Origin of the sequence: Nocardioides sp. Soil805 (assembly GCF_001429625.1) — a bacterium.
In the GTDB taxonomy this organism is placed as follows: Bacteria; Actinomycetota; Actinomycetes; order Propionibacteriales; family Nocardioidaceae; genus Nocardioides.
In genome coordinates this window covers 454,591-479,954 of the sequence record NZ_LMSU01000003.1, presented here as the reverse complement: position 1 = coordinate 479,954, position 25,364 = coordinate 454,591, and the positions used below count along the sequence as shown (strand labels likewise).

The window sequence follows — 25,364 nt, the reverse complement described above, 5'->3', positions numbered from 1 at the left end:
ACGTGCGCATCGCCCAGCTCGCCAACTTCATCGGTCCTTCCTCCGGCGGCATGAAGACGGCCGTCGAGGCCCTCGGTGCCGGCTACGCCGCGGCCGGGGCCGAACGGCTGCTCGTCGTCCCGGGACCACGGGACGCCCGCACCACCACCGAGAACGGGGACGTCGTCCAGGTGCGCGCACCGCGCGTCGGTGGCGGCTACCGGTTGATCCTGGAGCCGTGGCGCGTGGTGGAGGCCCTGGAGGCGTTCGCGCCCACCTCCGTGGAGGTGTCCGACAAGTCGACCCTCCTCCCGGTCACCGGCTGGGCCCGACGCCGGGGAGTGCCGTCCCTGCTGTTCTCCCACGAGCGGCTCGACGCGATGGTGGAGCTGCGCACCGGCTGGACCGTCGGCGTCGCCCCACCCCTCGGTGCGCTCAACCGCACGCTCGTACGCCGCTTCGACGGCATCGTCGTCACCTCCGACTTCGCCCGGCGCGAGTTCCACGACCTCGCCGCTGCGGCGGGCACTCCCGTCCACCAGGTCGCCCTGGGTGTGGACCTCGAGACGTTCCGGCCCTCGTCCTCCTCCGTACGGACCGACGACGACCGGCTCAGGCTGGTGCACTTCGGCCGGCTCTCGCGCGAGAAGAGTCCCCACCTGGCGGTCGCCACGGCCCTCGCCCTGCACCGTCGCGGTCTCCCGGTGCACCTCGACGTCTACGGCGACGGCCCGCAGCGCGACGAGCTGGAACGGTGCGCCGCAGGAACGGGCGCCGTCACCTTCTACGGGCACGTCGCCGACCGCGCAACCTTGAGCCGCCTGGTGTCGCGCGCGGACGTCGCGCTGTCCGTGTGTCCCGGCGAGACGTTCGGGCTCGCCGTCCTGGAGGCCCTCGCGTCGGGCACCCCGGTGGTCACGGCCGACGTCGGTGGTGCACGCGAGCTCGTCGACCAGCACTCAGGTGCGTGGGCTGCGCCCGACGCCGAGTCGCTCGCCGACGCGGTGCTTCGGGTGGTGGCCCGTCCCGCCGGGACCCGGCGCGCGGCGGCCCGGCGCCGCGCCGAGCTCTTCGGCTGGGACCGTACGCTCCGGGCGATGCTGGCGCTTCACCGCGCGGCCTGCGGCGCTCGCGAAGGTTCGACGCGCACCTCCGCCTGAGCCTCGTGGCGACGGTGCGCCAGTGACTGCACCAGCGCCGTCCCGGCCACCAGGGCGACGGCCAGGGCGATGATCCCGTCCGCCCCCGCCAGTGAGGAGTCCAGGGGCGCCACGAGTCCGCCCAGCCACGACACGTGCAGCAGGACGCGCTCGCCCCGACGCGGCAGGTGGCAGACGGCGAGCAGGGGCAGGCACCACAGCAGGTACCAGTGGTGCACCACCGGACTGAGCACGACGGCGGCGAGCGCCACCCCGGCGGTCGCCCGCACCGCTGCTCGCGGACATCCCGTCCGCGCCCGCAGGGCGACGCCGACAGCGATCGCCAGCAGGAGCGCCGAGCCGAGACCGCGGACCGTCGCCACCGCGTCGAGCCCGGTCATCAGCTCGACCAGGCGGCCCAGCTGGGTGGAGACCGACATGGGGGTGAGCACCTCGCCCGGCACCCCGAGGGCGTGCACCCAACCGACGCCCAGCCCGCTCACGGCACCGATGCCCGCGAGCGTCCCGACGGCGACGAGGGCGACCGCCGCCGTACGCCAGGTGCGTTGGGCATGCGTGGCCACCAGCGGCAGCGAGAGGAGGACCACGCCGATGCCGAACAGGCCCGCCGGCAGCTTGACCGCCGCCGCGACGCCCACCAGCACCGCACCCGGCACCCACCCGTGCTCGACGGCGACCACCAGCGCCACCGCCCCGACGGCCACCATCAGCACGTCGTTGTGCAGCCCCGCCACGCCGTGGGCCACCATCAGCGGGCTGGCCAGCACCAGCGCGGAGGAGCGCGCGGCGTCCACACCGGACCACCTCGCCAGTCGTGGGACGGCCCAGGCGAGCAGGACCAGGCCCACCAGGGACAGCAGCCGATGGGCGACCGCGAGCAGCCAGGGGTCGACGGTGACACCGGCGGCCGCCGAGCCCCAGATCAAGGGCACCGGTCCGTACGGCGTCAGGGTGCTCCGCCACATCGGATCCACCGCCTCGACGATCTCCCCGTCGAGGATGTTCGGTGCCCAGACGTACGGCGAGAGGCCGAGGTGGGTCATCACCCCCTGCGCCCCGTAGCTCCACCCGTCACGCGAGAACATGGGTGGCGCCAGCAGGAGCGGCACGACCCAGCAGGCGCTCGCACGGCGAACCAGCGCGAGTCGGTCGCCCTCCTCCAGCCGCCGGTCACCGGAGACCCGGACCAGCTGCAACCAGGCGGACGATGCGAGGCCGAGCCCGATCACGACGATCGCCATCGCGAGCATCCGACCACTCGTCGCCGACCTCAGGTCCGAGAGCCACGGGAGTGCTGCGACCCCACTGGAGGAGGGGAGCACCGAGATGACGAGTCCCCCGACGAACACCAGCACGTAACCCGCCAACCCGCGATGGACCATGCGCGGCACGCTAGGGACGGCAGGCCGAGGCGGCGCGACGACCGGGTGAACCGCCGGGGTCGGGGCGGTGGCGGGTGGTGGACGGTGGTGGACGGTGGCGGCGGACGTACACCAGCCGCTCACCGCGCGTCGGCCGGCCGGACACGAGACGGTGGTCCTCTGGGCGCATGTCCTCGCCGCCGAACCTGCTGGAGCTACCCCCGAAGCGTCCAAAGGTGACCCGGAGTGCCGTCGGGATCGCAGGCCTGCTGGCGCTGGGCGCGGTCGGTCACCGGACCTTCCTCCTCCAGGCCCGCGTCGCACGTCGACTCATCGGCAAGCCGCTCGGGGAGGAGGCCCCGTCCGCGGACCGCACCTACAAGAAGAAGTACGGCGACCCCCTCGACCTGCTCGTGCTGGGCGACTCGATCGCCGCCGGCCTCGGGGCCGACCTGCCGGAGCACACCCTGGGCGGACAGCTGTCCACCCGGCTCGCGAAGGCCAGTCGGCGCGCGGTGCGACTGCGCACCGGGGCGTGCGTGGGGGCGGAGACCTCGATGGTCCGGGCGCAGCTGGCGGCGCTCCCGGCGGGCTACCGGGCCGACGTGGCAGTCATCGTCGTGGGAGGCAACGACGTCATCCACCGGGTGCGCACCGCGGTGTCCACGCGGCACCTCAGCGAGGTCGTCGCAGCGCTCCACGAGCAGGGCGTGCCGGTCGTCGTCGGCACCTGCCCCGACCTCGGGGCACTGGCCGCAGTGCCGCAGCCCCTCCGGGCGGTCGGGCGCCTGGCCTCGCGCCAGCTCGCGGCGGCCCAGCGCGTGACCGCGACGAGCCTGGGCGCCCATGCCGTCTCCCTGGCCGACGTGGTCGGCCCCTTCTTCGTCACGCAGCCCGACCAGATGTTCGCGGTCGACCGGTTCCACCCGTCAGCGGCGGGCTACCGCCGGACGGCCAAGGCCCTGCTCCCCAGCGTGCTCGCCGCGCTCGGCTCTCCCGGACAGCTCCCCTTCGGCCACCACCCGCCGGATCCCCCCGCAGCGACTGCGGACCAGCACGGCGCCCCCTGACCGGTCCGGGCGACGTGGGACCTTCGGCACTGCCGGGCGCATCGGGCTGTGCCTAGCGTGGGCACCTCCGGAGGGGGAGCGATGACGGGCAGGAGCAAGGCACTCGTCGGCCTGCTCCTCTTCAACGGCGTCACCGCCGCGGTCGGCGGGCTCGCCCTGATGACGGAGTGGATCCCCGAGCAGGAGTCCTGGGTCCGCCACACCGACTTCCGCAGCAACTACCTCCCCGGCGTCGTCCTGATGGCTGTCGTCGGTGGCAGCTCCCTGGTCGCCGCGGCCGCGATGTTGAAAGGCAGCGACGGATGGCAGCTCGCCAGCATCACGGCGGGAACCGTCATGGTGTTCTGGATCGTCGGGGAGATCGCCTCCATCCGCGGGTTCCACGTCCTGCAGGTGGTCTACCTCGTCACCGGCGCGCTGGTCGTGGCCTGGACGCCGGCGAGGGAGTCGGCACGGTCGTCGGACCGCGAGCGCGGCCGGTAGGTCCCACCCCTAGCCTTGCCCCCATGCGCCTGCTGCTCCTCCGCCACGGCCAGACGTCCGCCAACACGACCGCGGCGCTCGACACCGCGGCCCCCGGGCACCCGCTCACCGAGCTGGGCCTGCGCCAGGCGCAGGCGGCCGCGCAGGCGCTGGCATCCGAGGGCATCGGCCACGTCGCCGTGTCCACCGCCGTGCGGACCACCCAGACGGCGTCGCCGATCGCCGCGGCCATCGGCCTCGAGCCCGTCGTCCACGACGGGCTCCGCGAGATCGCGGCCGGCGAGTTCGAGATGCGCAACGACCACCCCGCGATCGAGGGCTTCCTCGGCACCATCGGCGGGTGGCTCGACGGCGACCTCGAGCGCCGGATGCCCGGCGGCGAGACGGGCGCGGAGTTCCTGGCCCGGTACGACGAGGCCATCGAGCGGGTCTGCGCCGGCGGCGCCGACGTGACCCTCGTCGTCAGCCACGGCGCCGCGATCCGCACGTGGGTGACCCACCGCGCGAGCGGCGACCACGCCCCGGTCCACGAGGGCCTGCACAACACCGGCTGCATCGTCCTCGACGGCAGCCCCGCCGACGGCTGGGTCATCACGTCGTGGGACCGCGAGCCGATCGGCGGCGCGTGGCTCGAGGACCGGGCCGCCCCGGACCCGACCGGGGGCGACCTCGACCCCGAGGACGACGAGCCCGCTCAGTCCTCCGGGTCGTAGCCCAGGTTGGGCGAGAGCCAGCGCTCCGCCTCGGCCAGCGTCCAGCCCTTGCGCTCGGCGTAGTCGGCGACCTGGTCGCGACCGAGCCGGCCCACCACGAAGTACTGCGACTGCGGGTGGGAGAAGTACCAGCCCGACACGGCCGCTCCGGGCCACATCGCCATCGACTCGGTCAGCTCGATGCCCGCGCGCGTCTCGACGTCGAGGAGCTCCCACAGGGTCAGCTTCTCGGTGTGGTCCGGGCACGCGGGATAGCCGGGCGCCGGGCGGATGCCGGTGTAGCGCTCGGCGATGAGGTCGTCGTTGCCGAGCGTCTCGTCGGCCGCGTGCCCCCAGAACTCGGTGCGCACCCGCTGGTGGAGGCGCTCGGCGAAGGCCTCGGCCAGCCGGTCGGCCAGCGACTCCAGCAGGATCGCGGAGTAGTCGTCGTGCTCGGCCCTGAACTTCTCGATCCGCTCGCGGATGCCGTGCCCGGCCGTGACGGCGAAGCCGCCGACGTGGTCCGCCAGCCCGGTCTCCCGCGGCGCCACGAAGTCGCTGAGCGACCGGTTGGGGACGCCCGAGCGGTGCTCCCCCTGCTGGCGCAGGTGGTGGAGCGTGGTGAGCACCTCCGTGCGGGTGTCGTCGGTGTAGACCTCGACGTCGTCGCCCACGCCCCCGGCCGGGAAGAACCCGTAGACCCCGCGGGCGGTCAGCCACCCCTCCTCGACGACCCGGTCGAGCATGGCCTGCGCGTCGTCGTACAGCTTGCGGGCCACCTCACCGGTGGTCGGGTTGTTGAGGATGTCGGGGAAGCGCCCCTTCATCTCCCAGGCGTTGAAGAACGGCTGCCAGTCGATGTAGTCGCGCAGCTCGCCGAGGTCGTAGTCGTCGAGGACGTGCACGCCGGACTGGCGGGGTGCCGGCGGCGCGTAGTCGCTCCAGTCGACCGGCGTCGCGTTGTCACGGGCGGCGTCGAGGGTGAGCATCGGCCGGTCGTGCTTGGCCGAGTGCCGGGTGCGCAGCGAGTCGTAGTCGGCCTTGACGTCGGCCAGCAGCCGCGTCCGCTGCTCGGGGTGCAACAGCGCGGCGGCGGTGGGCACCGAGCGCGAGGCGTCCTTGACCCAGACCACCGGGCCGTCGTACCGCGGGTCGACCTTGACGGCCGTGTGCGCGCGCGACGTCGTGGCGCCGCCGATCATGAGCGGGATCTCGAGGCCCTGGCGCTGCATCTCGGTCGCGAAGGTGACCATCTCGTCGAGCGAGGGCGTGATGAGCCCGGACAGGCCGATGATGTCGGCACCCACCTCGGCCGCGGTGTCGAGGATCTTCTGCGCAGGCACCATCACCCCGAGGTCGATGACCTCGTAGTTGTTGCACTGCAGCACCACGCCGACGATGTTCTTGCCGATGTCGTGGACGTCGCCCTTGACGGTGGCCATCACGATCGTGCCGTTGGTGTCCTTGGCCGTGGCGTACTCGGGGTTGTCGAGCTTCTCCTGCTCGATGTACGGGATGAGGTAGGCGACTGCCTTCTTCATCACCCGGGCGCTCTTGACGACCTGCGGCAGGAACATCTTGCCGGCGCCGAACAGGTCGCCGACGACGTTCATCCCGTCCATCAGCGGTCCCTCGATCACCTCGATCGGACGACCGCCGCGCTCGGCGATCTCGGCCCGCAGGATCTCGGTGTCGGCCTCGACGTGGGCGTCGATGCCCTTGACCAGCGCGTGGGTGATCCGCTCCCCGATCGGCAGGCTGCGCCACTCGTCCTCGGCGACCTCGGCGGCCTCGCCGGTGCGGTTGTGCTCCTCCGCGATCTCCAGCAGCCGCTCGGCGGCGTCGGGGCGTCGGTTGAGGACGACGTCCTCGATCCGCTCCCGCAGCGCGGGGTCGACCTCGTCGTAGACGGTCAGCGCGCCGGCGTTGACGATGCCCATGTCGAGCCCCGCCTCGATGGCGTGGAACAGGAAGACGGCGTGGATCGCCTCGCGCACCGGGTTGTTGCCGCGGAACGAGAAGGACACGTTGGAGATGCCGCCGCTGACCTTCGCGCCCGGCAGGTTCTGCTTGATCCACCGGGTGGCCTCGATGAAGTCGAGGCCGTACGACGCGTGCTCCTCGATGCCGGTCGCCACGGCGAAGACGTTGGGGTCGAAGATGATGTCCTCGGCCGGGAAGTCGACCTCGTCGACCAGGATCCGGTACGCCCGCTCGCAGATCTGCTTGCGACGCTCGAGGTTGTCGGCCTGGCCGTCCTCGTCGAAGGCCATGACGACCGCGGCCGCGCCGTACTGGCGGCACAGCCGGGCCTGCTCGCGGAACTTCTCCTCGCCCTCCTTCATGGAGATCGAGTTGACGATGGCCTTGCCCTGCACGCACTTGAGGCCGGCCTCGATGACCTCCCACTTGGAGGAGTCGACCATCACCGGCACCCGGCTGATGTCGGGCTCGGAGGCGATCAGCTTGAGGAAGCGGTCCATGGCCGCGACCCCGTCGATCATCCCCTCGTCCATGTTCACGTCGATGACCTGCGCGCCGTTCTCCACCTGCTGCGCGGCGACCGACAGGGCGGTGTCGTAGTCGCCGTCCTTGATCAGGGTCCGGAACCGCGCGGAGCCGGTGATGTTGGTGCGTTCGCCGACGTTGACGAACAGGCTGTCCGGAGTGACCGTGAACGGCTCCAGGCCGGACAGGCGCATGGCCGGGGCCACCTCCGCCGGCACCCGCGGCGCCTTGTCGGCCACCGCCTCCGCGATGGCGCGGATGTGGGCGGGAGTCGTCCCGCAGCAGCCGCCGACGAGGTTGACCAGACCGCTCGCGGCGAACTCCGAGACGACGGCCGCGGTCTCCTCGGCCGCCTCGTCGTACTCACCGAAGGCGTTGGGCAGCCCGGCGTTGGGGTACGCCGAGACGAAGACGTCGGCGATCCGCGACAGCTCTGCGACGTACGGGCGCATCTCCCGGGCCCCGAGCGCGCAGTTGAGCCCGACCAGCAGCGGCCGGGCGTGCCGCACGGAGTTCCAGAACGCCTCGGTGGTCTGCCCCGACAGCGTGCGACCGGAGGCGTCGGTGATGGTGCCGCTGACCACGACGGGCCAGCGGCGGCCCAGGTCGGTGAAGACCTGGTCGACCGCGGAGATCGCCGCCTTGGCGTTGAGCGTGTCGAAGATCGTCTCGATGATGATCAGGTCGGCGCCGCCGTCGAGCAGGCCGCGGGTCGCCTCGGAGTACGCCGCCACGAGCTGGTCGTAGGTGACGTTGCGGGCGCCGGGGTCGTTGACGTCCGGGGAGATGGACGCGGTCCGGGTCGTCGGCCCCAGCGCGCCGGCGACGTACCGGACCCGGTCGGGGGTCTGCGCGCCGACCTCGTCGCAGACCCGGCGGGCCAGGCGGGCAGCCTCGAGGTTGAGCTCGTAGGCCAGCTCGGCCATGCCGTAGTCGGACAGCGAGATCGCGTTGGCGTTGAACGTGTTGGTCTCGATGATGTCCGCGCCGGCCTCGAGGTACTCGCGGTGGATGCCCTCGATGATGTGCGGCTGCGTGAGCGTCAGGAGGTCGTTGTTGCCGACGAGGTCGCTGTCCCAGTCGGCGAAGCGCTCGCCCCGGTAGCCGGCCTCGTCGGGCCGGTCGCGCTGGATCGCCGTGCCCATGGCGCCGTCGATGACCAGGATGCGCTCGCGCATGGCGGCGGCGAGCTCCTCGGTGGCATCGGGACGGTGCTGGATCGTGGGCTCGGGACTCACAGGCCTCTCGGCTCCTCTCGGCTGGGGTGCCAGCCTAGGTTCGGCGTCCACGGGGTGGACACCCTTCCCAGATCGTGACACCGCCCCGGTCCGGCCCCTAAATCCCCGGGACCCCCACCCGGACGCCCGACGGCTGCCGGACGGCATCCGTGCATGGCCCGCCCGGGTCTCCTCGTCCACCCGGACGGGTGATTCCGATCCGCCGGGGAGCGACCTACCGTGGGCCGACGGGCATCCGATCAGGGGGTGGGGGGCCTGGAGGGGAGCGATCGTCGCCGTGACGGGGGCGGCGACGCTCGGTCCCGGACCCGCCGCTCTCCCTCGCCCGGCGCTCCTCGCGGACTACGCTGGAACGGTGATCGAGTTCGACGATGTCCAGGACCTGGTGTCCCCCGTGGTGATCGCGGCCTTCGAGGGCTGGAACGACGCGGCCGACGCGGCCTCCGCGGTCGTCGACCACCTCATGGCCGTGTGGGACGCCACGGTGATCGGGGCGATCGATCCCGAGGAGTTCTACGACTTCCAGGTCAACCGGCCCATGGTCGGCACCGACGACCACGGCCACCGCAGGCTCACCTGGCCGACCACGCGCATCGCCATCGCCTCTCCCCCGGGCCTGCACCGCGACGTCATCCTCGTCCGCGGGATCGAGCCCAACATGCGCTGGCGCCAGTTCTGCGCCGAGCTGCTGGCGGCCTGCGACGACCTCGGCGGCGAGCTGGTGGTGACCCTGGGAGCGCTGCTCGCGGACGCGCCCCACACCCGGCCCATCCCCGTCACCGGCACCGCCACCGAGCCCGAGCTGGTGGACCGCCTCAAGCTCGAGCAGTCGACGTACGAGGGTCCCACCGGGATCGTGGGCGTCTTCTCCGACGCCTGCGTCCAGCTCGACATCCCCTCGGCGTCCTACTGGGCGGCCGTGCCCCACTACGTCGCCCAGCCGCCGTGCCCCAAGGCCACGCTCGCCCTCATCGGGGCCCTCGAGGACCTGCTGGAGTGCAGCATCCCGCTCGGCGACCTGCCCGAGGACTCCAAGGCGTGGGAGCGGGGGGTCGACGAGCTCGCCGAGGAGGACGAGGACGTCGCCGACTACATCCGCGCCCTCGAGGAGACCCGGGACACCGCCGACCTGCCCGAGGCCAGCGGCGAGGCGATCGCCCGGGAGTTCGAGCGCTACCTCAAGCGCCGCGACCAGGACTGATCAGAGGGCGAGACCGAGCGCCGCGTCGAGCACCGGCAGCAGGGTCGCGGCCGCGTCCCGGTCGCTGGTGTCGGCGAGCCCGTGGTCCCCGAGGGTCGCGGCCACCCAGCCCTCGACCGCCGCGACGGCCGTGGGCGCGTCGAGGTCGTCGGCCAGCGCGGTGAGCACGGCGTCGACGACCGGCCCCGCGGGGGCCCCGGCGCCGAGCGAGAAGGCCTTGCGCCACGAGTCGAGGGTCTCCACGGCGTCCCAGAGCTGGGCGTCGGTCCACTCCCAGTCGCTGCGGTAGTGGTGGCGCAGCAGCACCAGCCTGATGGCCATCGGGTCGACGTCGCTGTTGCGCAGCGCCGACACGAAGACGAGGTTGCCCCGGGACTTCGACATCTTCTCGCCGTCGTAGGCGACCATCCCGGCGTGGAGGTAGGCCCGCGCGAAGCGCTCGCCGGAGCCGGCCACCTGGGCCTCGCCGGCGCTCATCTCGTGGTGCGGGAAGACGAGGTCGCTGCCGCCGCCCTGGACGTCGAAGGCCGTGCCGAGGTGCTCCAGGGCGATGGCGGTGCACTCGATGTGCCAGCCGGGCCGGCCGGGGCCGAACGGGCTGGCCCAGGACGGCTCGCCCTCGCGCTCGCCGCGCCACACGATGCAGTCGAGCGGGTCCTTCTTGCCGGGCCGGTCGGGGTCGCCGCCGCGGTCGGGGAAGACGCGCAGCATGGTCTCGCGGTCCCAGCCGGACACGTCGCCGAAGGCCGGGTCGGCGGTGACGGAGAAGTAGAGGTCGGTCTCGACCTGGTAGACGGCGCCAACCTCCTGGAGCCGCTGGATGAGGTCGATGACGAGCGGGATCGACTCCACCGCACCCACGTACTCGGCCGGGGGCAGGACCCGCAGGGCCTCCATGTCGTGGCGGAAGAGCTCGGTCTCCCGCTCGGCCAGCTCGACCCAGTCCACACCGACCTTGGTGGCCCGCTCCAGCAGCGGGTCGTCGACGTCCGTGACGTTCTGGACGTAGGTCACCTCGTGGCCGGCGGTGCGCCACGCGCGGTTGAGCAGGTCGAAGGCGACGTACGTCGCGGCGTGGCCGATGTGGGTGGCGTCGTACGGCGTGATGCCGCAGACGTAGAGCCGGGCCGGACCCTCGGGGCGGGTCTCGACGAGCTCCCTCGTGGCGGTGTCGTGGACCCGCACGACGGGGCCGCTGACGGGGAGGGTCGGGACGTCGGGATCAGACCAGCTGCGCATGCCGGGCAGCCTATCCGGCCTAGAACGGCGGCCAGGGGATGACCGGCCACGACCCCTGCGGGTCCGGCAGCACGCCGGTGCGCAGCAGGCGCTCGGCGCGCCGGCGGGTGGCCTCCACCTCGTCGACGGCGAGCATGTCCTCGAGCAGCTCACCCAGGTCGCCGCGCAGCGCGTCGAGCACCTTCTCGACGCCGGCGACCTCCTCCTCGGTGAGCGGCTCCCCCGCCCAGCCCCACAGGACGGTGCGCAGCTTGTGCTCGACGTGGAAGGTCACCCCGTGGTCGACGCCGTAGCGGTGCCCGTCGGGCATGGCCAGCACGTGGCCGCCCTTGCGGTCGGCGTTGTTGACCACGACGTCGAACACGGCCATCCGCCGCAGCGCGTCGGAGTCCTCGTGGACGAGCGCGATCGGCCGGTCGGACTCGTCGAGGCCGTCGAAGACGTGCCGGAAGCCCGCCGGGACCCGTCCCTCGGGGACGAGGTCGACGGCGTCCTGGGCCGGGTCGGGCTCGCGCCAGAGCTGGACCATGCCGGGGCCGTGCGGCCCCTCACGGAGGACGGTGAGCGGGACGACGTCCCAGCCGAAGGCCTCGGACACGGCGTACGACGCCACCTCGCGCGCCGCGAGCGTGCCGTCCGGGAAGTCCCACAGCGGGCGCTCGCCGCGGATCGGCTTGTAGACGCACCGCACGCCGTCGATCTCGCCGACGAAGGTGGCGTTGGAGGCGGGCATCACCCGGCCGTGGAGGGTGATCTCCCCGGCCAGGACGTCGCCACCGGTGGGCTCGGCCACGTCCGGGTCAGGCCTGCGGGTCTCGGCGCTTGAAGCCGTTGGCCCGGACGCACAGGTGGCCGTCGGGGTCCACGGGGTTGCCGCAGAACGGGCAGTCGGGGCGCCCGGCGCCGATCACGGTGCGGGCCCGGCCGACGAACGCGCGGGCGGCGCCGGCGGTCAGGCGGACCAGGAAGATCTCGTCCGGCTCCGGCTCCTCGAGGTCCTCGTCGACCTGCTCCGGGGAGACCACGGCCGCCTCGGTGAAGGGGAAGACCTCGATGACGATGCGCTCGGTCGAGGAGTCCCAGGACAGCGTCATCGTGCCGGCTCGGAACTCCTCCTCGATCGGCTGCTCCAGCGGCTCGTTGTCGACGAGGTCGAACGGCGCGACGGCCGGCACGAGGGCACTGCCGCCGGCGGCCTGCATCACCTCGTCGAGCAGCTCGTCGACGCGCTCGGCCAGCGCCTCGACCTGCTGCTTCTCCAGGGCGACGCTGGTGACGCGGGCCCCGTCTCGGGCCTGCAGGAAGAAGGTCCGGTGACCGGGCTCGCCGACGGTGCCGGCGACGAAGCGCTCGGGCGGGTCGAAGGCGTGGACGAGAGGCATGCCACTCACCCTAGGACCCTGCCGGGGACGACTCCGGCCCGGCTCCGCCGCCGACCGGTGCGTCCGCCGTACGACGACGGCTGCCGGCCCGCTTCTTCGCCGGCGGGCTCAGCCACGACAGGTCGCCCGCGGACGTGTTGGTGCCCAGGACGTAGGGCCGCGACTCGGTGTAGCGCACGATCGACACCGACGCCGGGTCGACCTGGATGCGCTGGAAGAGGTCGAGGTGGGTGCCGAGGGCGTCGGCCAGGATCGCCTTGATCACGTCGCCGTGGCTCACCGCCAGCCACACCGCCCCGGGGCCGTGCTGCTCCTCGACGAGCCGGTCGTGGCGGCGGACGGCCTCGACGGCGCGGTCCTGCATCGCCCGCATCGACTCCCCGCCCGGGAAGGTGACCGCAGACGGCTGCGACTGAACGACCTTCCACAACGGCTCCTTGGCGAGGTCCTTGAGGGCGCGGCCCTGCCACTCGCCGTAGTCGCACTCGCTGAGGCGGCGCTCGGTGGTGACGGCCACGTCGCCGGACTGGGCGGCCAGCACGGCGCGCGTCGTCTGCTTGCAGCGCTCGAGGGGACTGGACACGGCGGCCGCCAGCCGCACCGGCGCGAGCCGCGCACCGGTCGCTGCGGCCTGCTCGGTGCCGCGCTCGTCGAGCCGGACGCCGGCGAGCCGACCCGCCAGCACGCCGGTGGCGTTGGCGGTGGTGCGGCCGTGTCGCACGAGGATCACGGTTGCCATGCCGGTGACCCTAATGGCACTAGCCTGACAGGGTGATCGTCGACAACGCGCTGTACCACGACGGCGTGCGCGTCCCCCTCGACGACGGGGACCCGAGCCTCGGGCACGCACGCGTCCCGTGCGGGACCGGCGACTTCCAGTGGGTGGGCATCCACGACCCGTCCCGGGAGGAGCTGCAGCAGATCGCCGCCACCTTCGACCTGCACCCGCTGGCCGTGGAGGATGCCGGCGACTCCCACCAGCGTCCCAAGGTCGAGCGGTACGGCGACACGATCTTCCTCGTCCTCAAGACCCTCTGGTACGTCGACGAGCACGACGCCGTGGAGACCGGGGAGATCAACCTCTTCATCGGGCGCGACTTCGTGGTCACCGTCCGGCACGGCCAGGGCATCGACCTGGCCACGTCGCGGCGCGACCTGGAGCAGCGGGCCCAGGTGCTCGAGCACGGGCCGATGGCGGTGATGTACGCGATCTGCGACCGCGTGGTGGACGAGTACGAGAAGGTCGGCGCCGCCCTGGAGATCGACGTCGACGAGGTCGAGGCGTCCGTCTTCTCCCCCGCCCGCACCGACGACTCGGTGCGCATCTACACCCTCAAGCGCGAGATCGCCGAGGTACGCCGCGCGGTCATGCCGCTCCGCGACCCCATGCGCCGCTTCGCCCTGGCGGAGCTGGGCGGGATCGACGAGAAGACCGCCACCTACTTCCGCGACGTTTCCGACCACCTCCAGCGCGTCTCGGAGGTCATCGACAACCTCGACGGGCTGCTGTCCACGGCCTTCGACGCCCATCTCGCGCGCATTTCGGTCCAGCAGAACGAGGACATGCGCAAGATCTCCGCCGGCGCCGCGCTCGTCGTCGTACCCACCCTCATCGCGGGGGTCTACGGGATGAACTTCGACCACATGCCCGAGCTGCACTGGGACTACGGCTACGCCTTCGCCATCGCGCTGATGGTGGGGGCCTCGGCGTTCCTGCTGTGGTTCTTCAAGAGGTCTGGATGGCTCTGAGCGAGGCCCCCGTTCCCCGGTTGAGCGCCTGGCGGGTCGTGTGGTGGTTCGGCTTCGTCAGCCTGGCGGCCGACATGGTCTACGAGGGCGCCCGGTCGATGTACGGCCCGGTGCTGGCGGCGCTGGGCGCCTCGGCGGTGGTCGTCGGGGTGGTGACGGGCGCGGGCGAGGCGATGGCGCTGGTGCTGCGCCTGGTGTTCGGCCCCGTGGCCGACCGGACCGGGCGCTACTGGACGCTCACCATCGTCGGCTACGGGCTCACCGCGGTCTGCGTGCCGCTGCTCTTCGTCGCCCCGCGGCTGGGGTCCGCCGGGCTGGCGTTCGCGGTCACCATGATCCTGCTGGAGCGCCTCGGCAAGGCGGTGCGCTCACCCTCCAAGTCGGCCCTGCTGGCCCACGTGGCGGGCGCCGTCGGTCGCGGCCGCGGCTTCGGGGTGCACAAGGCCCTCGACCAGGTGGGCGCCTTCGCCGGCCCGCTGCTGGTGGCCGCCGTGGTGGCCGCCTCCACTCTCTGGGCGGGGATGGCCGTGCTCGCGATCCCCGGGGCGATCGCCATGGTGCTGCTCCTGACCCTGCGCCACCGGGTGCCCGACCCGAGCGTCTACGACCCGTCGGCCGCGCCGGCCGCGCCTGACAGCGCCGAGGCGACCCCCCAGCGCGGGTGGTGGGCGGAGGCCGCGGGCGCCGGCCTGCCCGGCGACTTCTTCCGCTACGCCGTCGCCGCCTCGCTCACCACCGGCGCCCTGGTGACCTTCGGGATCATCGGCTACCACCTCACCGTGGAGGGGATCGTCCCGGTCGCCGCCGTCTCTCTCGTCTACGCCACCGCGATGGCGGTCGAGGCGGTCGCCGCCCTGCTCGTCGGCTGGGCCTACGACCGCGTCGGGGCCCGCATCCTGCTCGTCGTGCCGGTGCTGGTCGCCGTGGTGCCGGCCCTGGCGCTCGGCCCCACTCTCGCCGTGGTCGTCGCCGGCGTGGTCGTGTGGGGCTTCGCCCACGGAGTGCAGGACTCCACGATCAAGGCCGCCGTCGCCGACCTGGTCGAGGCGCCGCGACGGGCCACGGCGTACGGCGTGTTCGCGGGCATCCAGGGGCTGCTCGCGATTATCGGCGGCGCCGGGGCGGGGTGGCTCTACGAGCGGTCGCTGACGTCGCTGGTCGTCGTGGTCGTCCTCAGCCAGGTGGTGGCGCTGGCCCTGCTGCTGCAGACGTTCAGGCGGACAGCACGCCGGTCGCGAGCAGGATGAGGGTCGCGGCACCGAGCACGACGCGGTAGATCACGAACGGCGTGTAGGAGTTGGTCGAGACGTAGCGCAGCAGCCAGGCGATCGCGGCGTACCCGACGACGAAGGAGACGACGGTCGCCACGATCGTCGGGCCCCAGCCGTAGGTGTTGTCGCCGTGCGGGATCTCCTTGAGCTCGAAGAGGCCGGCCCCGACGACCGCGGGGATGGCGAGCAGGAACGCGTAGCGGGTGGCGGCCTCGCGCTGAAAGCCCAGCACCCGGCCCATGGAGATCGTCGCACCGCTGCGCGAGACGCCCGGGATGAGCGCCATCGCCTGCGCGAGCCCCATCAGGAGCGCGTCGCGCAGGGTGATCTGCTTGATCTCGCGGTCGTCGGTGCTGAAGCGGTCGGCGAGACCGAGCACGATGCCCATGACGATGAGCGTGGTGCCGACGATCCACAGGTTGCGGAAGTCCTCCTCGATGACGTCCTTGAGCAGCACGCCCAGCACCACGATCGGCAGCGAGCCGATGATGATGAACCAGCCCATCCGGGCGTCGAACTGTCCGCGCCACTCCGGCTTGAACAGCGAGAGCACCCACGCCTTGCCGATGCGCCAGATGTCGTGACGGAAGTAGATGAGGACCGCCAGCTCGGTGCCGATCTGGATGACCGCCGTGAACGCGGCGCCCGGGTCGCCCCAACCGAAGAGCTCCGGGAAGATCCGCAGGTGCGCACTGCTGGAGATCGGCAGGAACTCGGTGAGTCCCTGGATGGTGCCGAGGACGATGGCCTGAAGGAGATCCCACACGCCGCAGGAGCCTACGGGGAGGCGATTGCGGCGAGCCGGAGGGCCCGCCGTGGCGTGCATGACTAATCTCTGCCGCATGCAGCAGCGCTCTCTCGGCTCGACCGGCCTCAAGGTGTCCCGGCTCGGCCTCGGCACCATGACGTGGGGCCGCGACACCGACGAGCACGAGGCCCGCGACCAGCTCATCGCGTTCGCCGAGGCGGGCGGCACCCTGCTCGACACCGCGGCCGGGTACGGCGACGGGGCCAGCGAGGAGCTCATCGGCACTCTCATCGGCGACGTCGTGGGTCGTGACGAGATCGTGCTGGCGACCAAGGCCGGCATCTCGCGCCGCACCGGCCAGCGCGTCACCGACACCTCCCGCGGCCACCTGCTCACCTCCCTCGACGCGTCGCTGAAGCGGCTCGGTGTCGACCACGTGGACCTGTGGCAGGTGCACGTGTGGACCGACGACACGCCGCTCGAGGAGACGCTCACCGCGCTGGACCTGGCGATCACGTCCGGGAGGGCGTCGTACGTCGGGGTCTCGAACTACAGCGGCTGGCAGACCGCCCAGGCGGCCACCTGGCAGCGCGCCGTGCCGGGCCGCGCGACGCTGGCCTCCACCCAGGTCGAGTACTCGCTGCTCAACCGCGGGATCGAGCACGAGGTCGTGCCCGCGGCCCGTGCCCTCGGGCTCGGGGTGCTCCCCTGGTCGCCGCTCGGACGCGGGGTGCTGACCGGCAAGTACCGATCGGGCACGCCGTCGGACTCGCGCGGCGCCACCGAGCACTTCGGCGGGTTCGTGGGCGTCTACCTCGACGAGCGGGGCCGCTCGATCGTGGAGGGCGTCGCGCGGGCGGCCGACGGGCTGGGCTGGTCGCCGCTCGAGGTGGCGCTGGTGTGGGTCCGGGACCGGCCGGGCGTCACCTCCCCGATCGTGGGCGCGCGGACCGCCTCCCAGCTGCGCGGCGCCCTCGGGATCGAGGAGCTGAGCCTGCCGCGGGAGATCGTGGACGCCCTCGACGACGTGAGCGGGGACTGATGGCTCGCGCGCACCGGCGCCCGCCGCGGGCCGGGGTGGAGTGGGAGTTCGAGACGATGACGCTCCCCCGCGACTTCTCGCGCAACGTCGTCACCCGGATGCTCGTCGAGCGTGCCGAGCACGGCGGCTGGGAGCTCGATCGGCTGCGGATCGGCAACGACGGCGTACGCCGCGTCGTGCTGCGCCGCAAGATCATCCGCCAGCGGCTGACCCTCTTCGCCGGCTGAGCCCTCGTAGGTCGCCCCCGCCTGCGTAGTTCGGGACGACCTGGTGGGTGGATCGGCCGGTTCACCCACCGGATCGTCCCCAACCACGCGCGCTCGGGTGCGGGATCAGAGCTCGTCGAGGAACCGGTCGAACACCCGCGCGCCGAACTCCAGCGCGTCGACCGGCACCCGCTCGTCGACCCCGTGGAAGAGCGCGGTGAAGTCGAGGTCCGCAGGCAGCCGCAGCGGCGCGAAGCCGTACGACGTCATCCCCAGCTTGGTGAAGTGCTTGGCGTCGGTGCCGCCGCTCATGAGGTACGGCGCGACCACGGCGTCGGGGTCCTCGGCCAGCAGGGACCGGGTCATCGCGTCGACGAGGTGGCCCTCGTAGGGCATCTCCCACGGCTGCTGGTGCGACAGGAAGTCGATGTCCACGCCCTCGCCGCACAGCTCGCGCAGGGTGTCGAAGAACTCGTCCTCGTAGCCGGGCAGGAAGCGGCCGTCGACGTGGGCCGTGGCCTCCGTGGGGATCACGTTGACCTTGTAGCCCGCGCCGAGCATCGTCGGGTTGGCGGTGTTGCGGATCACCGCGCCGAGCATCCGGGCGGCGCTGCCGAACTCCTCGATCAGCGCCGGGGCGTTCTCCGGCGTCGCCTCGGTGCCGGCGATGTCCGCGACGGTGGCGAGCAGCACCTCCATCGTGGGCGTGAGCCGCACCGGCCACTCGTGCGCCCCGATGCGGGCGACGGCGCCGCTGAGCCGGGTGACCGCGTTGTCGGTGTTGATCATCGAGCCGTGGCCGGCACGCCCGCGGGCGGTGAGCTTCATCCAGGCCATGCCCTTCTCGGCCGCCTCGATGAGGTAGATCCGACGGCCGCGGACGGTGGCGCTGAAGCCGCCGACCTCGCCGATCGCCTCGGTGCAGTCGGCGATCTCGTCCGGGTGCTGCTCGACGATGACCTCGGCACCCTTGTGACCCCCGGCCTCCTCGTCGGCGGTCAGGCACAGCACCAGCTCGCGGTCGGGCAGCCGGCCGGCGCGGGCACGCGCCCGGACGGTGCTGAGCAGCATCGCGTCGAAGTCCTTCATGTCCACGGCCCCGCGGCCCCAGACGAACCCGTCCTGCACCTCGCCGGAGAACGGGTCGACCTGCCAGTCCTCGGCCGCCGCGGGCACGACGTCGAGGTGGCCGTGCACCAGCAGCGGAGGCTTGCCCGACGACGACCCGCCCCAGCGGGCGACCAGGGACGTGCGCCCCGGCTCGGACTCGTAGAGGCGCGACTCGATGCCCACCTCGTCGAGCAGGGTGGCGACGTACTCCGCGGCCTTGCGCTCCCCCGGGCCCTCCTCGTCGCCGTAGTTGGAGGTGTCGATCCGGATCAGCTCCCGGCACAGCTCGACCACCTCCGCGGCGGGGTCGTGGGCGGGATCGATCGAGGTCACCGAGGTCTCGTCAGCCATGGCCCCATCCTGCCCCAGAGGACGGGCGACCCCGATTCGAGCATTGGGTCGGCGCTTTGCTACGGTTCTCCAGCACTCGTCCGGGTGGCGGAATTGGCAGACGCGCTAGCTTGAGGTGCTAGTGCCCGTATTAGGGCGTGGGGGTTCAAGTCCCCCCTCGGACACTGAGAAGGCCCCGGCTCCACGGGGCCTTTTCTTCATTTGGCCGCCCCCACGGGGTGCCGGCGCCGGCGGCCGAGCATGTACGGCAGGCCGGCACCCGCGGCGTACGCCGTGCGCGCCAGGCGTCCCCGCCACGTAGGGCCCGGGAGCGGCGCTGCGGCTGGGTCCAGGGACATCACGTCGACGTAGTGGGCCCGGACCGGCCCGAAGCCCTCGACGTCCGGCGAGATCTCCCTCGTCGAGTCGCGGAGGCTGGACGAGTCGTGCAGGAGGTCGTCGGTGAGCAGCACGTACTCCCGCACCGGGACCGTGTTCTTCAGCAGCCGGTGGACCAGGATGACGTCGATGCCGACGAGCTTGCGGCGCTGGCGGATGGTCTGGGTGGCGACGTCGCCGACGTGGGCCACGAACTTGAGCGTGAGGTTGGCCGCCTGCTTGCACCCGGAGCACGGGCAGAGGTTGCGCGCGACGTACTCACGCTCGAGGTGGAAGGCCCGGTGCATGGCCGCGGCCAGGTCCGTGACCTCGCGGACCAGCAGGTCCGGGGCCGTCGAGCCGGCCTCGCGGTACAGGAACGCGGCATCGCCCTCGATCTCGATCAGCTCGAGGCCGGGCGCCGCGTCGATCACCCGCTCCAGGAGGCGACCGGTGTTGACCTGCGCGTGCGCGAGGCTCATCCGGTGGGTGCTCATGTACTCGGTGTAGCCGCCGATGTCCGCGATGAGCATGAGGGCGCGGACCGACGACATGCCTCACAGTCGCAGACCCGGACGCCACCCTCAAGGGCGCGACGGCGGCGGGTTCTCCGACGGGCGATCCGGGTCGTAGCGGTCCAGCAGTGCGTCGACACCGCGTCCGGCCTCCCGCGCGCTCGGGACGTAGCCCAGGACCACGGGCAGGAACCGGTCCGAGAGCAGCGCCCGCAGTCGTACGTCGCTGCGCGCCAGCACCGTGGCCGTCCGAGGGGTACGCCGCAGCAGGGCGATCTCCCCGAAGCCCTCGCCGGGCCCGAGGGTGGCCACCACCCGTCCGTCCCCCACCACCTCGACCTCACCCGACTCGACCACGTAGAAGCGGTCCCCGGCGTTGCCCTGGCTGAAGACCACGGCGCCGGCCGCGACCTCGACCGCCTCCAGGCCCCGGGCCAGCTGCTCCACCGACGGCAGCGGCAGCGTGCGCAGCATGGGCACCCGCTGGAGCAGGCTGACGTCCGCGTCGTGCACGACCACGGTGCGATCGAGCGCTCGCAGCCGCCACCAGGACGCCACCGCCAGGACGGGGCACACGAGTCCGATCCCCACCAGCGCTGCACGCACGCCCGCCACCTCGACCGCCCACGACGCGACCACGGCCCCGACCCCGATGGACAGCGCCACGAGGCTCTCGAGCACCCCGAACACCCGGGCCAGCACCTCGTCGGGTGCCATCCGGCCCAGGAGGGTGAAGCCGGCCACGTCGATCAGCGCGTTGCCGACGCCGACCAGGGCCAGGAAGCCCAGTGCCGCGACGTCTCGTGGCACGAGGCCGACGAGCACCAGCGGCAGGCCCCAGAGGGCGACCCCGACGGCGAACCATGCGCCGAGCCGTCGCGTGCCGACGAGGAGCGACGCCGCGAGCGAGCCCAGGACGGCGCCCACGCCGACGGCGGTCATGAGGGTGCCGGCGCCCGGCTCCCCCCGACCGAGCAGCTCGATGGAGACGACGACCGAGAACACGGTCAGCGCGCCGCGCGTGAAGGACTGTGCCGCCGCCAGACCGAGCACGAGGACCAGGTCGCGGTGGTGGACGACGACGCCGAGGCCCTCGACCGCCTCGTGCACCAGGCGGCGTCGGGACGTCGCGGACGGGCGGGGCGGGGCGTCGTACCGCAGGCGGAGCAGGAGCCCGGCCGACCACAGGGACGCGGCGGCGGCCACGGCGAAGACGACCTCCACGTCGGCGACCTCGAGGAGCACCGCAGCGATGAGGGGACCGACGAGGGTGGCGAGGGAGTCGAGCATCCCGCGCACGACGTTGGCGCTGATCAGCTCGTGCCCCGTCCGGCACAGCGAGGGCAGCAACGCGGAGTGCGCCGGTCGGAAGAGCGTCGCCGCGATCGTCGACACCACGGCCAGGGCGTAGATCGCGACCGGCGCGCCCCCCACCGCGGCGACGACGGCGGCCGCGGCGGTCGCGGCGCCGCGCACCGTGGACACGACCACCAGGACGCGCTCCCGGCGTCCGCGGTCGGCGAAGGGCGAGAGCAGCGGTGCGCAGATGGCCGACGGGACCATCCGCAGCAGCCCCACCAGCCCGAGGGCCGCCGCGCCACCGTCGCGATAGGCCACGATGCCCAGCGCGACGGTGAACGCCCACTCGGCCGTCCATGCGCCGAGGAAGCTCAGCTGGGCCCGGCGGAGGTCGGGGTTGCGGGCGTTGCTGGTGAACGCGGCGCCGGCGTCGGCCAGCCAGTGGGTGCGCGTCGCGAGCGTCCGGTCAGCGCGCCCGGCGGGGGCGGGCCGAGGGGCCCATGCGGTGGTGGACGCGGATCGGTGCCTCGCCGAGGCCGGGCACACCCGGCGCGTCGGTCTGCATCAGCCCGTCCGGGTCGTTGCGCCACCGGCGCTCGAGCACGATGTTGCACACGACGAAGAACACCACCAGGGCGCCGAGCAGCAGCCACGTCATGCGGGCACCGTACGCCGCCTAGCGCCCCGTGGATACCCCGTGCGCTGCCAGAACCGACACGAGGGACCCGGGTCCCCGCTCGAAGTGCCAGTGCTCGGCGACGAGCCCCGCGGCCCGTGCACCCTCGACGTTGGCCTCGTTGTCGTCGACGAAGAGCACCTCACCGGCCGGCACCGCGATCCTCTCGACGACCCGGTGGAAGAACTCCGGGTCCGGCTTCGCGGCCCCCACCTCCCACGAGTAGGCGCTGACGTCGAAGCGGTCGCGGTAGCCGAGGACGTCGTGCATGTAGGCGCCCCGGTGGCGCTCCTGGTTGGTGGCCAGGTGCACGCCGTAGCCGGCCCGCCGCAGCGCGGCGACGACCTCGAAGGACGTCGAGACCTCCTCGATGCGGTGCCACACGGCGGCGTAGACCTCGGCGACCGGCGTGGTGACGCCGTACTCGCGCAGCGTCGCCTCCAGCATGGGCAGGTAGTCGCCCTGGCCGCTGAGCGTCGGCAGCTCGTCGGCCCACGTCCGGTGCAGGAACTCGCGGGCGCGGTCGCCGAGGAACGGCTCCATCGCGGCGTACCAGCCGCCGGGCAGGTCCTGGAGGACGCCGTCGGCGTCGAGCAGCACGTGCGTGATCACACCCGTCACCCTAGGCTCGCCGGGTGAGTGACCCCCGCCGACCGACCCTGCGCATCGGCTTCGTGACCGGCGCTACCCCCGACAAGTGGGCGCGTGCCTGGCGCGAGCGTCGTCGCGAGCCGCTCGACCTGGTGCCGGTCACCGAGGAGGAGCAGCTGGAGGGGATCCGCGACGGCAGCCTCGACATGGCCCTCGTCCGACTGCCCGTCGACACCGCGGACCTCCACTGCATCCGTCTGTACGACGAGGTGCCGGTCGCCGTCGCCGGCGTCGAGCACGTCGTCGCGGCCGTCGACGAGGTCACCCTCGAGGACCTCGCCGACGATCAGCTGGTGCGCCCGCACGCGAGCGGCTGGACACCCGCGGCCGAGCAGCTCGACTGGCCACCGATGTCGGAGAAGGACGCCATCGAGACCGTGGCGGCCGGCACCGGGGTGGTGATCGTGCCGATGAGCGTCGCCCGGCTCTTCCAGCGCAAGGACGTCGTGAGCCGGCCCGTGAGCGACCTGGAGCCCACCACGATCGCCCTGGTCTGGCTGCGGGACCGCGACGACGACGTGACCCAGGCCTTCGTGGGCGTCGTCCGCGGGCGCCGCGTCACGAGCTCGCGCTGAGCCGGTCCTCCAGCCACGCGCCGAGCACGAGGGCGCTGGCCTCCACCTGCGCCGGCCAGTCCATCGCCGACTCGTCGGCCGCGTCGCTCACGTGCTTGACCAGCCGGACCCGCACGCCGAAGGAGCGGGCCGCGAACGCGACGGCGTAGCCCTCCATGTCGACGAGGTGCGCGGTGAGCGCGAGGCGGTCGCGCACCAGCGGGTCGTTGACGAAGACGTCGCCGGTGGCGAGCACGACCTCCGACTCCCCCACCTCCAGCCGTTCCTCGGGGTCGTAGCCGAGCGAGCGGACGATGTCGGCGTTGATGTCGTGGTTGAGCACCGTGCCCGGCTCGTGGAGGCCGCTGAGCCCCGGGCGCAGGGCGCCGGCGGTGCCGATGTTGACCACGGTCAGGCCCGAGACGTCGTCGTACGCCGCCAGCGCACGCGTCGTCGCGACGGCCGCGGCGGTCTTGCCGAGACCGGTGACGACGAGCGGCAGGTGGGCGGGGACGTGGGCTGCTTCGGCGGCGGTGGCGGCCACGACGAGGGTGTGCACCACGTCACGCTAACCCGCTGCCGGTTCGCCTTTGCACACCCCAGCCCCTAGTGTCGATGGGCCCGTTCACACGAGTAACCCCAGGAGGTGTCACCCCCCAGTGACCCAGGAAAAGACGTCGGAGCGACAGCTCTCCGACTCCCTCAAGTCACCCACCGACTCGGTGATCCCGCACCCGGCGCTGGACGTCGAACCGACCGCCGAGTCCGAGCGCCCCCAGGTCCTCGACAAGGTCGTCTTCGGGGTCACCGCTGCGATCGCCGTCGCCTTCCTGCTCTGGGGGTTCCTCGACACGGCGTCGCTGGCGAGCGCCTCGGGCACCGCCCTCACCGGCACGATGAAGTACCTCGGCTGGCTGTTCGTGCTCACCGCGTCCGGCTTCGTGGTCTTCGCCCTGTGGCTGGCCCTCGGCAAGTACGGCAACATCCCCCTCGGTCGCGACGGGGACGAGCCGGAGTTCTCCACGACGTCGTGGGTCGCCATGATGTTCTCCGCCGGCATGGGCATCGGGCTCATGTTCTACGGGGTCAACGAGCCGCTCACGTTCTTCGCCGACACCGACGGCTTCGCACCGCCCGGCTCCGAGGGTCTCTCCGACCCGCAGCGGGCCGAGAGCGCCATGGCCCACACCCTGTTCCACTGGACCCTGCACCCGTGGGCCATCTACGCGGTCGTGGGTCTCGCCATCGCGTACGGCGTCTACCGCAAGGGTCGCCTGCAGCTCATCAGCGCGGCCTTCGAGCCGCTGCTCGGCAAGCACGCCAACGGCCCGGCCGGCAAGGTCATCGACATCCTGGCGATCTTCGCCACGCTGTTCGGCTCGGCGGCCTCCCTGGGCCTCGGTGCCATCCAGATCGCCAGCGGCCTGCGCATCGTCACCGGCCTCGGCGAGGTCGGCAACGGCGTGCTCGTCGGCATCATCGCCGTGCTGACCGTCTGCTTCATCCTCTCGGCCGTCTCCGGTGTCGCCAAGGGCATCCAGTGGCTCTCCAACATCAACATGGTGCTGGCGCTGCTGCTCGCGGTCTTCGTGTTCGTCGTCGGCCCGACGATGTTCATCCTGGACATCATCCCGACGTCGATCGCCTCCTACGTCCGCGAGCTGCCGACGATGGCCGGTCGCACCAACGCCGACGGCGAGGAGGCGGCCGCGTGGCTGAGCAGCTACACGGTCTTCTACTGGGCCTGGTGGATCTCCTGGACCCCCTTCGTCGGCATGTTCATCGCCCGCATCTCGCGGGGCCGCACGATCCGCCAGTTCGTCTCCGGCGTCCTGCTGGTGCCGAGCCTCGTCAGCCTGATCTGGTTCGCCATCTTCGGTGGCTCGGCGATCAAGCTCCAGATGGACGGAACCGACATCTACGGCGCCGGCGCGCTCGAGGACCAGCTGTTCACCATGCTGGACCAGTTCCCGCTGGCCGCCGTCTCCAGCGTGCTGGTGATGGTGCTGGTGGCGATCTTCTTCGTCTCCGGCGCGGACGCGGCGTCCATCGTGATGGGCTCGCTGTCGCAGAACGGCGCCATCGAGCCGAGCAAGGCCCCGGTCATCTTCTGGGGCGTCGCCACCGGTGGCGTGGCCGCGGTCATGCTCCTGGTCGGCGGTGACACGGCCCTCGACGGGCTCAAGACGATCACCATCGTCGCCGCGGTCCCGTTCGTGATCGTGATGATCGGCCTGTGCGTGTCCCTGGTGAAGGACCTGAGCCAGGACTCGATGATCGTGCGCACGCGCGTGGCTCGCGAGGCCGTGCACGAGGCCGTGATCGCGGGTGTCACCGAGCACGGTGACGACTTCCGCCTGTCGTTCGAGCAGGAGCCGGGCACGGAGGGGACGTCGACGTCCGCCTCGAGCAACGGCACCGGCAACGGCACGACGAGCGGTTCCAGCAACGGCTCCACCAACGGGACGTCAGCCGCCTCGCACCCGTGAGTCGGGGCTTGACCCCAGCATGACCCCGGCGGC

General features: G+C 72.4%; 24 protein-coding genes and 1 tRNA gene. 12 read left to right on the top strand and 13 right to left on the bottom strand.

The window, feature by feature from the left end; translation table 11 throughout:
* Window positions 1–2: 2 nt before the first annotated feature.
* Window positions 3–1,139: a glycosyltransferase gene (locus ASG94_RS17190; RefSeq protein WP_082624281.1), complete on the top strand. Its 1,137-nt coding sequence runs from the start codon at window positions 3–5 to the stop codon at window positions 1,137–1,139.
* Here the strand turns inward: ASG94_RS17190 and mptB are convergent.
* Window positions 1,088–2,521 carry a polyprenol phosphomannose-dependent alpha 1,6 mannosyltransferase MptB gene (mptB, locus tag ASG94_RS17185; RefSeq protein ID WP_082624280.1) on the bottom strand — a complete coding sequence of 478 codons (1,434 nt, stop codon included), beginning with the start codon at window positions 2,519–2,521 and terminating at the stop codon, window positions 1,088–1,090. The two genes, ASG94_RS17190 and mptB, sit on opposite strands and share 52 nt — an antisense overlap.
* A 215-nt stretch (window positions 2,522–2,736) precedes the next feature.
* Here mptB and ASG94_RS17180 point away from each other — a divergent pair, with 215 nt between their 5' ends.
* The 3 genes from ASG94_RS17180 (at window position 2,737) to ASG94_RS17170 (ending at window position 4,766) form a co-directional block, all read left to right on the top strand.
* Entirely contained in the window at window positions 2,737–3,570 is an 834-nt protein-coding gene (locus ASG94_RS17180; RefSeq protein WP_235537308.1) for an SGNH/GDSL hydrolase family protein, read from the top strand.
* 81 nt (window positions 3,571–3,651) lie between these two features.
* Window positions 3,652–4,053 carry a hypothetical protein gene (locus tag ASG94_RS17175; RefSeq protein ID WP_056927674.1) on the top strand — a complete coding sequence of 134 codons (402 nt, stop codon included), beginning with the start codon at window positions 3,652–3,654 and terminating at the stop codon, window positions 4,051–4,053.
* Between the two features lie 23 nt (window positions 4,054–4,076).
* On the top strand, window positions 4,077–4,766 hold the full coding sequence (locus ASG94_RS17170; protein ID WP_056927673.1) for a histidine phosphatase family protein: 690 nt from the start codon (window positions 4,077–4,079) through the stop codon (window positions 4,764–4,766).
* On the opposite strand, the gene metH is transcribed toward ASG94_RS17170, so the two are convergent.
* Window positions 4,748–8,431 (bottom strand): methionine synthase, encoded by a 3,684-nt coding sequence (metH, locus tag ASG94_RS17165; protein WP_235537314.1) that lies wholly within the window; start codon window positions 8,429–8,431, stop codon window positions 4,748–4,750. The genes ASG94_RS17170 and metH overlap by 19 nt on opposite strands.
* A gap of 415 nt (window positions 8,432–8,846) precedes the next feature.
* Between metH and ASG94_RS17160 the strand changes: the two genes are divergently transcribed.
* Window positions 8,847–9,692, top strand: coding sequence for a PAC2 family protein (locus ASG94_RS17160; RefSeq protein ID WP_056927671.1), 846 nt, complete (start codon window positions 8,847–8,849; stop codon window positions 9,690–9,692).
* Here ASG94_RS17160 and mshC read toward each other — a convergent pair whose 3' ends face one another.
* From mshC to ASG94_RS17140, 4 genes are read right to left on the bottom strand one after another with little or no spacing between them, the layout of a single operon-like run.
* Entirely contained in the window at window positions 9,693–10,931 is a 1,239-nt protein-coding gene (mshC, locus tag ASG94_RS17155) for a cysteine--1-D-myo-inosityl 2-amino-2-deoxy-alpha-D-glucopyranoside ligase (RefSeq protein WP_056927670.1), read from the bottom strand. It lies immediately after the preceding gene.
* Between the two features lie 19 nt (window positions 10,932–10,950).
* The gene (locus tag ASG94_RS17150; protein ID WP_056927669.1) at window positions 10,951–11,724 is read right to left on the bottom strand and encodes an SCO1664 family protein; all 774 of its coding nucleotides are present in this window, start codon (window positions 11,722–11,724) and stop codon (window positions 10,951–10,953) included.
* A 7-nt stretch (window positions 11,725–11,731) separates the two neighbouring features.
* Window positions 11,732–12,313, bottom strand: a complete 582-nt coding sequence (locus ASG94_RS17145) for a DUF3090 domain-containing protein (RefSeq protein WP_056927668.1) — start codon at window positions 12,311–12,313, stop codon at window positions 11,732–11,734.
* 10 nt (window positions 12,314–12,323) lie between these two features.
* On the bottom strand, window positions 12,324–13,052 hold the full coding sequence (locus tag ASG94_RS17140) for a histidine phosphatase family protein (RefSeq protein ID WP_056927667.1): 729 nt from the start codon (window positions 13,050–13,052) through the stop codon (window positions 12,324–12,326).
* Window positions 13,053–13,084: 32 nt separating this feature from the next.
* Between ASG94_RS17140 and corA the strand changes: the two genes are divergently transcribed.
* Together corA and ASG94_RS17130 are read left to right on the top strand one after the other, a co-directional pair.
* On the top strand, window positions 13,085–14,062 hold the full coding sequence (gene corA / locus ASG94_RS17135; protein ID WP_056927666.1) for a magnesium/cobalt transporter CorA: 978 nt from the start codon (window positions 13,085–13,087) through the stop codon (window positions 14,060–14,062).
* Window positions 14,053–15,309, top strand: a complete 1,257-nt coding sequence (locus ASG94_RS17130; protein ID WP_056927665.1) for an MFS transporter — start codon at window positions 14,053–14,055, stop codon at window positions 15,307–15,309. The genes corA and ASG94_RS17130 overlap by 10 nt, the downstream gene beginning before the upstream one ends.
* Here the strand turns inward: ASG94_RS17130 and ASG94_RS17125 are convergent.
* Complete coding sequence (locus tag ASG94_RS17125; protein ID WP_056927664.1) at window positions 15,275–16,099, bottom strand: undecaprenyl-diphosphate phosphatase; 825 nt, start codon at window positions 16,097–16,099, stop codon at window positions 15,275–15,277. The genes ASG94_RS17130 and ASG94_RS17125 overlap by 35 nt on opposite strands.
* A gap of 76 nt (window positions 16,100–16,175) precedes the next feature.
* Here ASG94_RS17125 and ASG94_RS17120 point away from each other — a divergent pair, with 76 nt between their 5' ends.
* Window positions 16,176–17,123 (top strand): aldo/keto reductase, encoded by a 948-nt coding sequence (locus tag ASG94_RS17120; protein ID WP_056927663.1) that lies wholly within the window; start codon window positions 16,176–16,178, stop codon window positions 17,121–17,123.
* Window positions 17,123–17,350 (top strand): DUF5703 family protein, encoded by a 228-nt coding sequence (locus tag ASG94_RS17115; protein ID WP_056927662.1) that lies wholly within the window; start codon window positions 17,123–17,125, stop codon window positions 17,348–17,350. The genes ASG94_RS17120 and ASG94_RS17115 overlap by 1 nt, the downstream gene beginning before the upstream one ends.
* Window positions 17,351–17,455: 105 nt before the next feature.
* On the opposite strand, the gene ASG94_RS17110 is transcribed toward ASG94_RS17115, so the two are convergent.
* Entirely contained in the window at window positions 17,456–18,790 is a 1,335-nt protein-coding gene (locus ASG94_RS17110; RefSeq protein WP_056927661.1) for a M20/M25/M40 family metallo-hydrolase, read from the bottom strand.
* A 78-nt stretch (window positions 18,791–18,868) separates the two neighbouring features.
* On the opposite strand from ASG94_RS17110, the gene ASG94_RS17105 reads away from it, so the two are divergent.
* Window positions 18,869–18,954: transfer RNA gene (locus ASG94_RS17105), tRNA-Leu, on the top strand.
* Window positions 18,955–18,987: 33 nt separating this feature from the next.
* Here ASG94_RS17105 and ASG94_RS17100 read toward each other — a convergent pair.
* Genes ASG94_RS17100 through ASG94_RS17085 form a run of 4 tightly spaced genes read right to left on the bottom strand, consistent with a single transcriptional unit; the run spans window position 18,988 to window position 22,249 of the window.
* A complete protein-coding gene (locus ASG94_RS17100; protein ID WP_056927660.1) occupies window positions 18,988–19,701 on the bottom strand; it encodes a DUF2652 domain-containing protein in 714 nt (237 codons plus the stop codon).
* 30 nt (window positions 19,702–19,731) lie between these two features.
* Window positions 19,732–21,507 (bottom strand): MFS transporter, encoded by a 1,776-nt coding sequence (locus ASG94_RS17095; RefSeq protein WP_056927659.1) that lies wholly within the window; start codon window positions 21,505–21,507, stop codon window positions 19,732–19,734.
* On the bottom strand, window positions 21,428–21,619 hold the full coding sequence (locus ASG94_RS17090; RefSeq protein ID WP_056927658.1) for a hypothetical protein: 192 nt from the start codon (window positions 21,617–21,619) through the stop codon (window positions 21,428–21,430). The genes ASG94_RS17095 and ASG94_RS17090 overlap by 80 nt, the downstream gene beginning before the upstream one ends.
* A gap of 18 nt (window positions 21,620–21,637) precedes the next feature.
* Entirely contained in the window at window positions 21,638–22,249 is a 612-nt protein-coding gene (locus ASG94_RS17085; RefSeq protein WP_056927657.1) for an HAD family hydrolase, read from the bottom strand.
* A gap of 23 nt (window positions 22,250–22,272) precedes the next feature.
* On the opposite strand from ASG94_RS17085, the gene ASG94_RS17080 reads away from it, so the two are divergent.
* Window positions 22,273–22,863: a LysR family substrate-binding domain-containing protein gene (locus tag ASG94_RS17080; RefSeq protein ID WP_235537307.1), complete on the top strand. Its 591-nt coding sequence runs from the start codon at window positions 22,273–22,275 to the stop codon at window positions 22,861–22,863.
* Here the strand turns inward: ASG94_RS17080 and ASG94_RS17075 are convergent.
* On the bottom strand, window positions 22,847–23,401 hold the full coding sequence (locus tag ASG94_RS17075; protein ID WP_056927755.1) for a nucleosidase: 555 nt from the start codon (window positions 23,399–23,401) through the stop codon (window positions 22,847–22,849). The two genes, ASG94_RS17080 and ASG94_RS17075, sit on opposite strands and share 17 nt — an antisense overlap.
* 100 nt (window positions 23,402–23,501) lie before the next feature.
* On the opposite strand from ASG94_RS17075, the gene ASG94_RS17070 reads away from it, so the two are divergent.
* On the top strand, window positions 23,502–25,331 hold the full coding sequence (locus ASG94_RS17070) for a BCCT family transporter (protein ID WP_082624277.1): 1,830 nt from the start codon (window positions 23,502–23,504) through the stop codon (window positions 25,329–25,331).
* Window positions 25,332–25,364 lie beyond the last annotated feature (33 nt).

What these genes read in the sequence shown, in the direction of transcription:
- mptB (WP_082624280.1), bottom strand. Translation starts at nt 2,521, where the DNA reads ATGGTCCATCGCGGGTTGGCGGGTTACGTGCTGGTGTTCGTCGGGGGA.
- ASG94_RS17175 (WP_056927674.1), top strand. Translation starts at nt 3,652, where the DNA reads ATGACGGGCAGGAGCAAGGCACTCGTCGGCCTGCTCCTCTTCAACGGC.
- ASG94_RS17170 (WP_056927673.1), top strand. Translation starts at nt 4,077, where the DNA reads ATGCGCCTGCTGCTCCTCCGCCACGGCCAGACGTCCGCCAACACGACC.
- metH (WP_235537314.1), bottom strand. Translation starts at nt 8,431, where the DNA reads ATGCGCGAGCGCATCCTGGTCATCGACGGCGCCATGGGCACGGCGATC.
- mshC (WP_056927670.1), bottom strand. Translation starts at nt 10,931, where the DNA reads ATGCGCAGCTGGTCTGATCCCGACGTCCCGACCCTCCCCGTCAGCGGC.
- ASG94_RS17145 (WP_056927668.1), bottom strand. Translation starts at nt 12,313, where the DNA reads ATGCCTCTCGTCCACGCCTTCGACCCGCCCGAGCGCTTCGTCGCCGGC.
- ASG94_RS17140 (WP_056927667.1), bottom strand. Translation starts at nt 13,052, where the DNA reads ATGGCAACCGTGATCCTCGTGCGACACGGCCGCACCACCGCCAACGCC.
- ASG94_RS17130 (WP_056927665.1), top strand. Translation starts at nt 14,053, where the DNA reads ATGGCTCTGAGCGAGGCCCCCGTTCCCCGGTTGAGCGCCTGGCGGGTC.
- ASG94_RS17120 (WP_056927663.1), top strand. Translation starts at nt 16,176, where the DNA reads ATGCAGCAGCGCTCTCTCGGCTCGACCGGCCTCAAGGTGTCCCGGCTC.
- ASG94_RS17115 (WP_056927662.1), top strand. Translation starts at nt 17,123, where the DNA reads ATGGCTCGCGCGCACCGGCGCCCGCCGCGGGCCGGGGTGGAGTGGGAG.
- ASG94_RS17110 (WP_056927661.1), bottom strand. Translation starts at nt 18,790, where the DNA reads ATGGCTGACGAGACCTCGGTGACCTCGATCGATCCCGCCCACGACCCC.
- ASG94_RS17100 (WP_056927660.1), bottom strand. Translation starts at nt 19,701, where the DNA reads ATGTCGTCGGTCCGCGCCCTCATGCTCATCGCGGACATCGGCGGCTAC.
- ASG94_RS17090 (WP_056927658.1), bottom strand. Translation starts at nt 21,619, where the DNA reads ATGACGTGGCTGCTGCTCGGCGCCCTGGTGGTGTTCTTCGTCGTGTGC.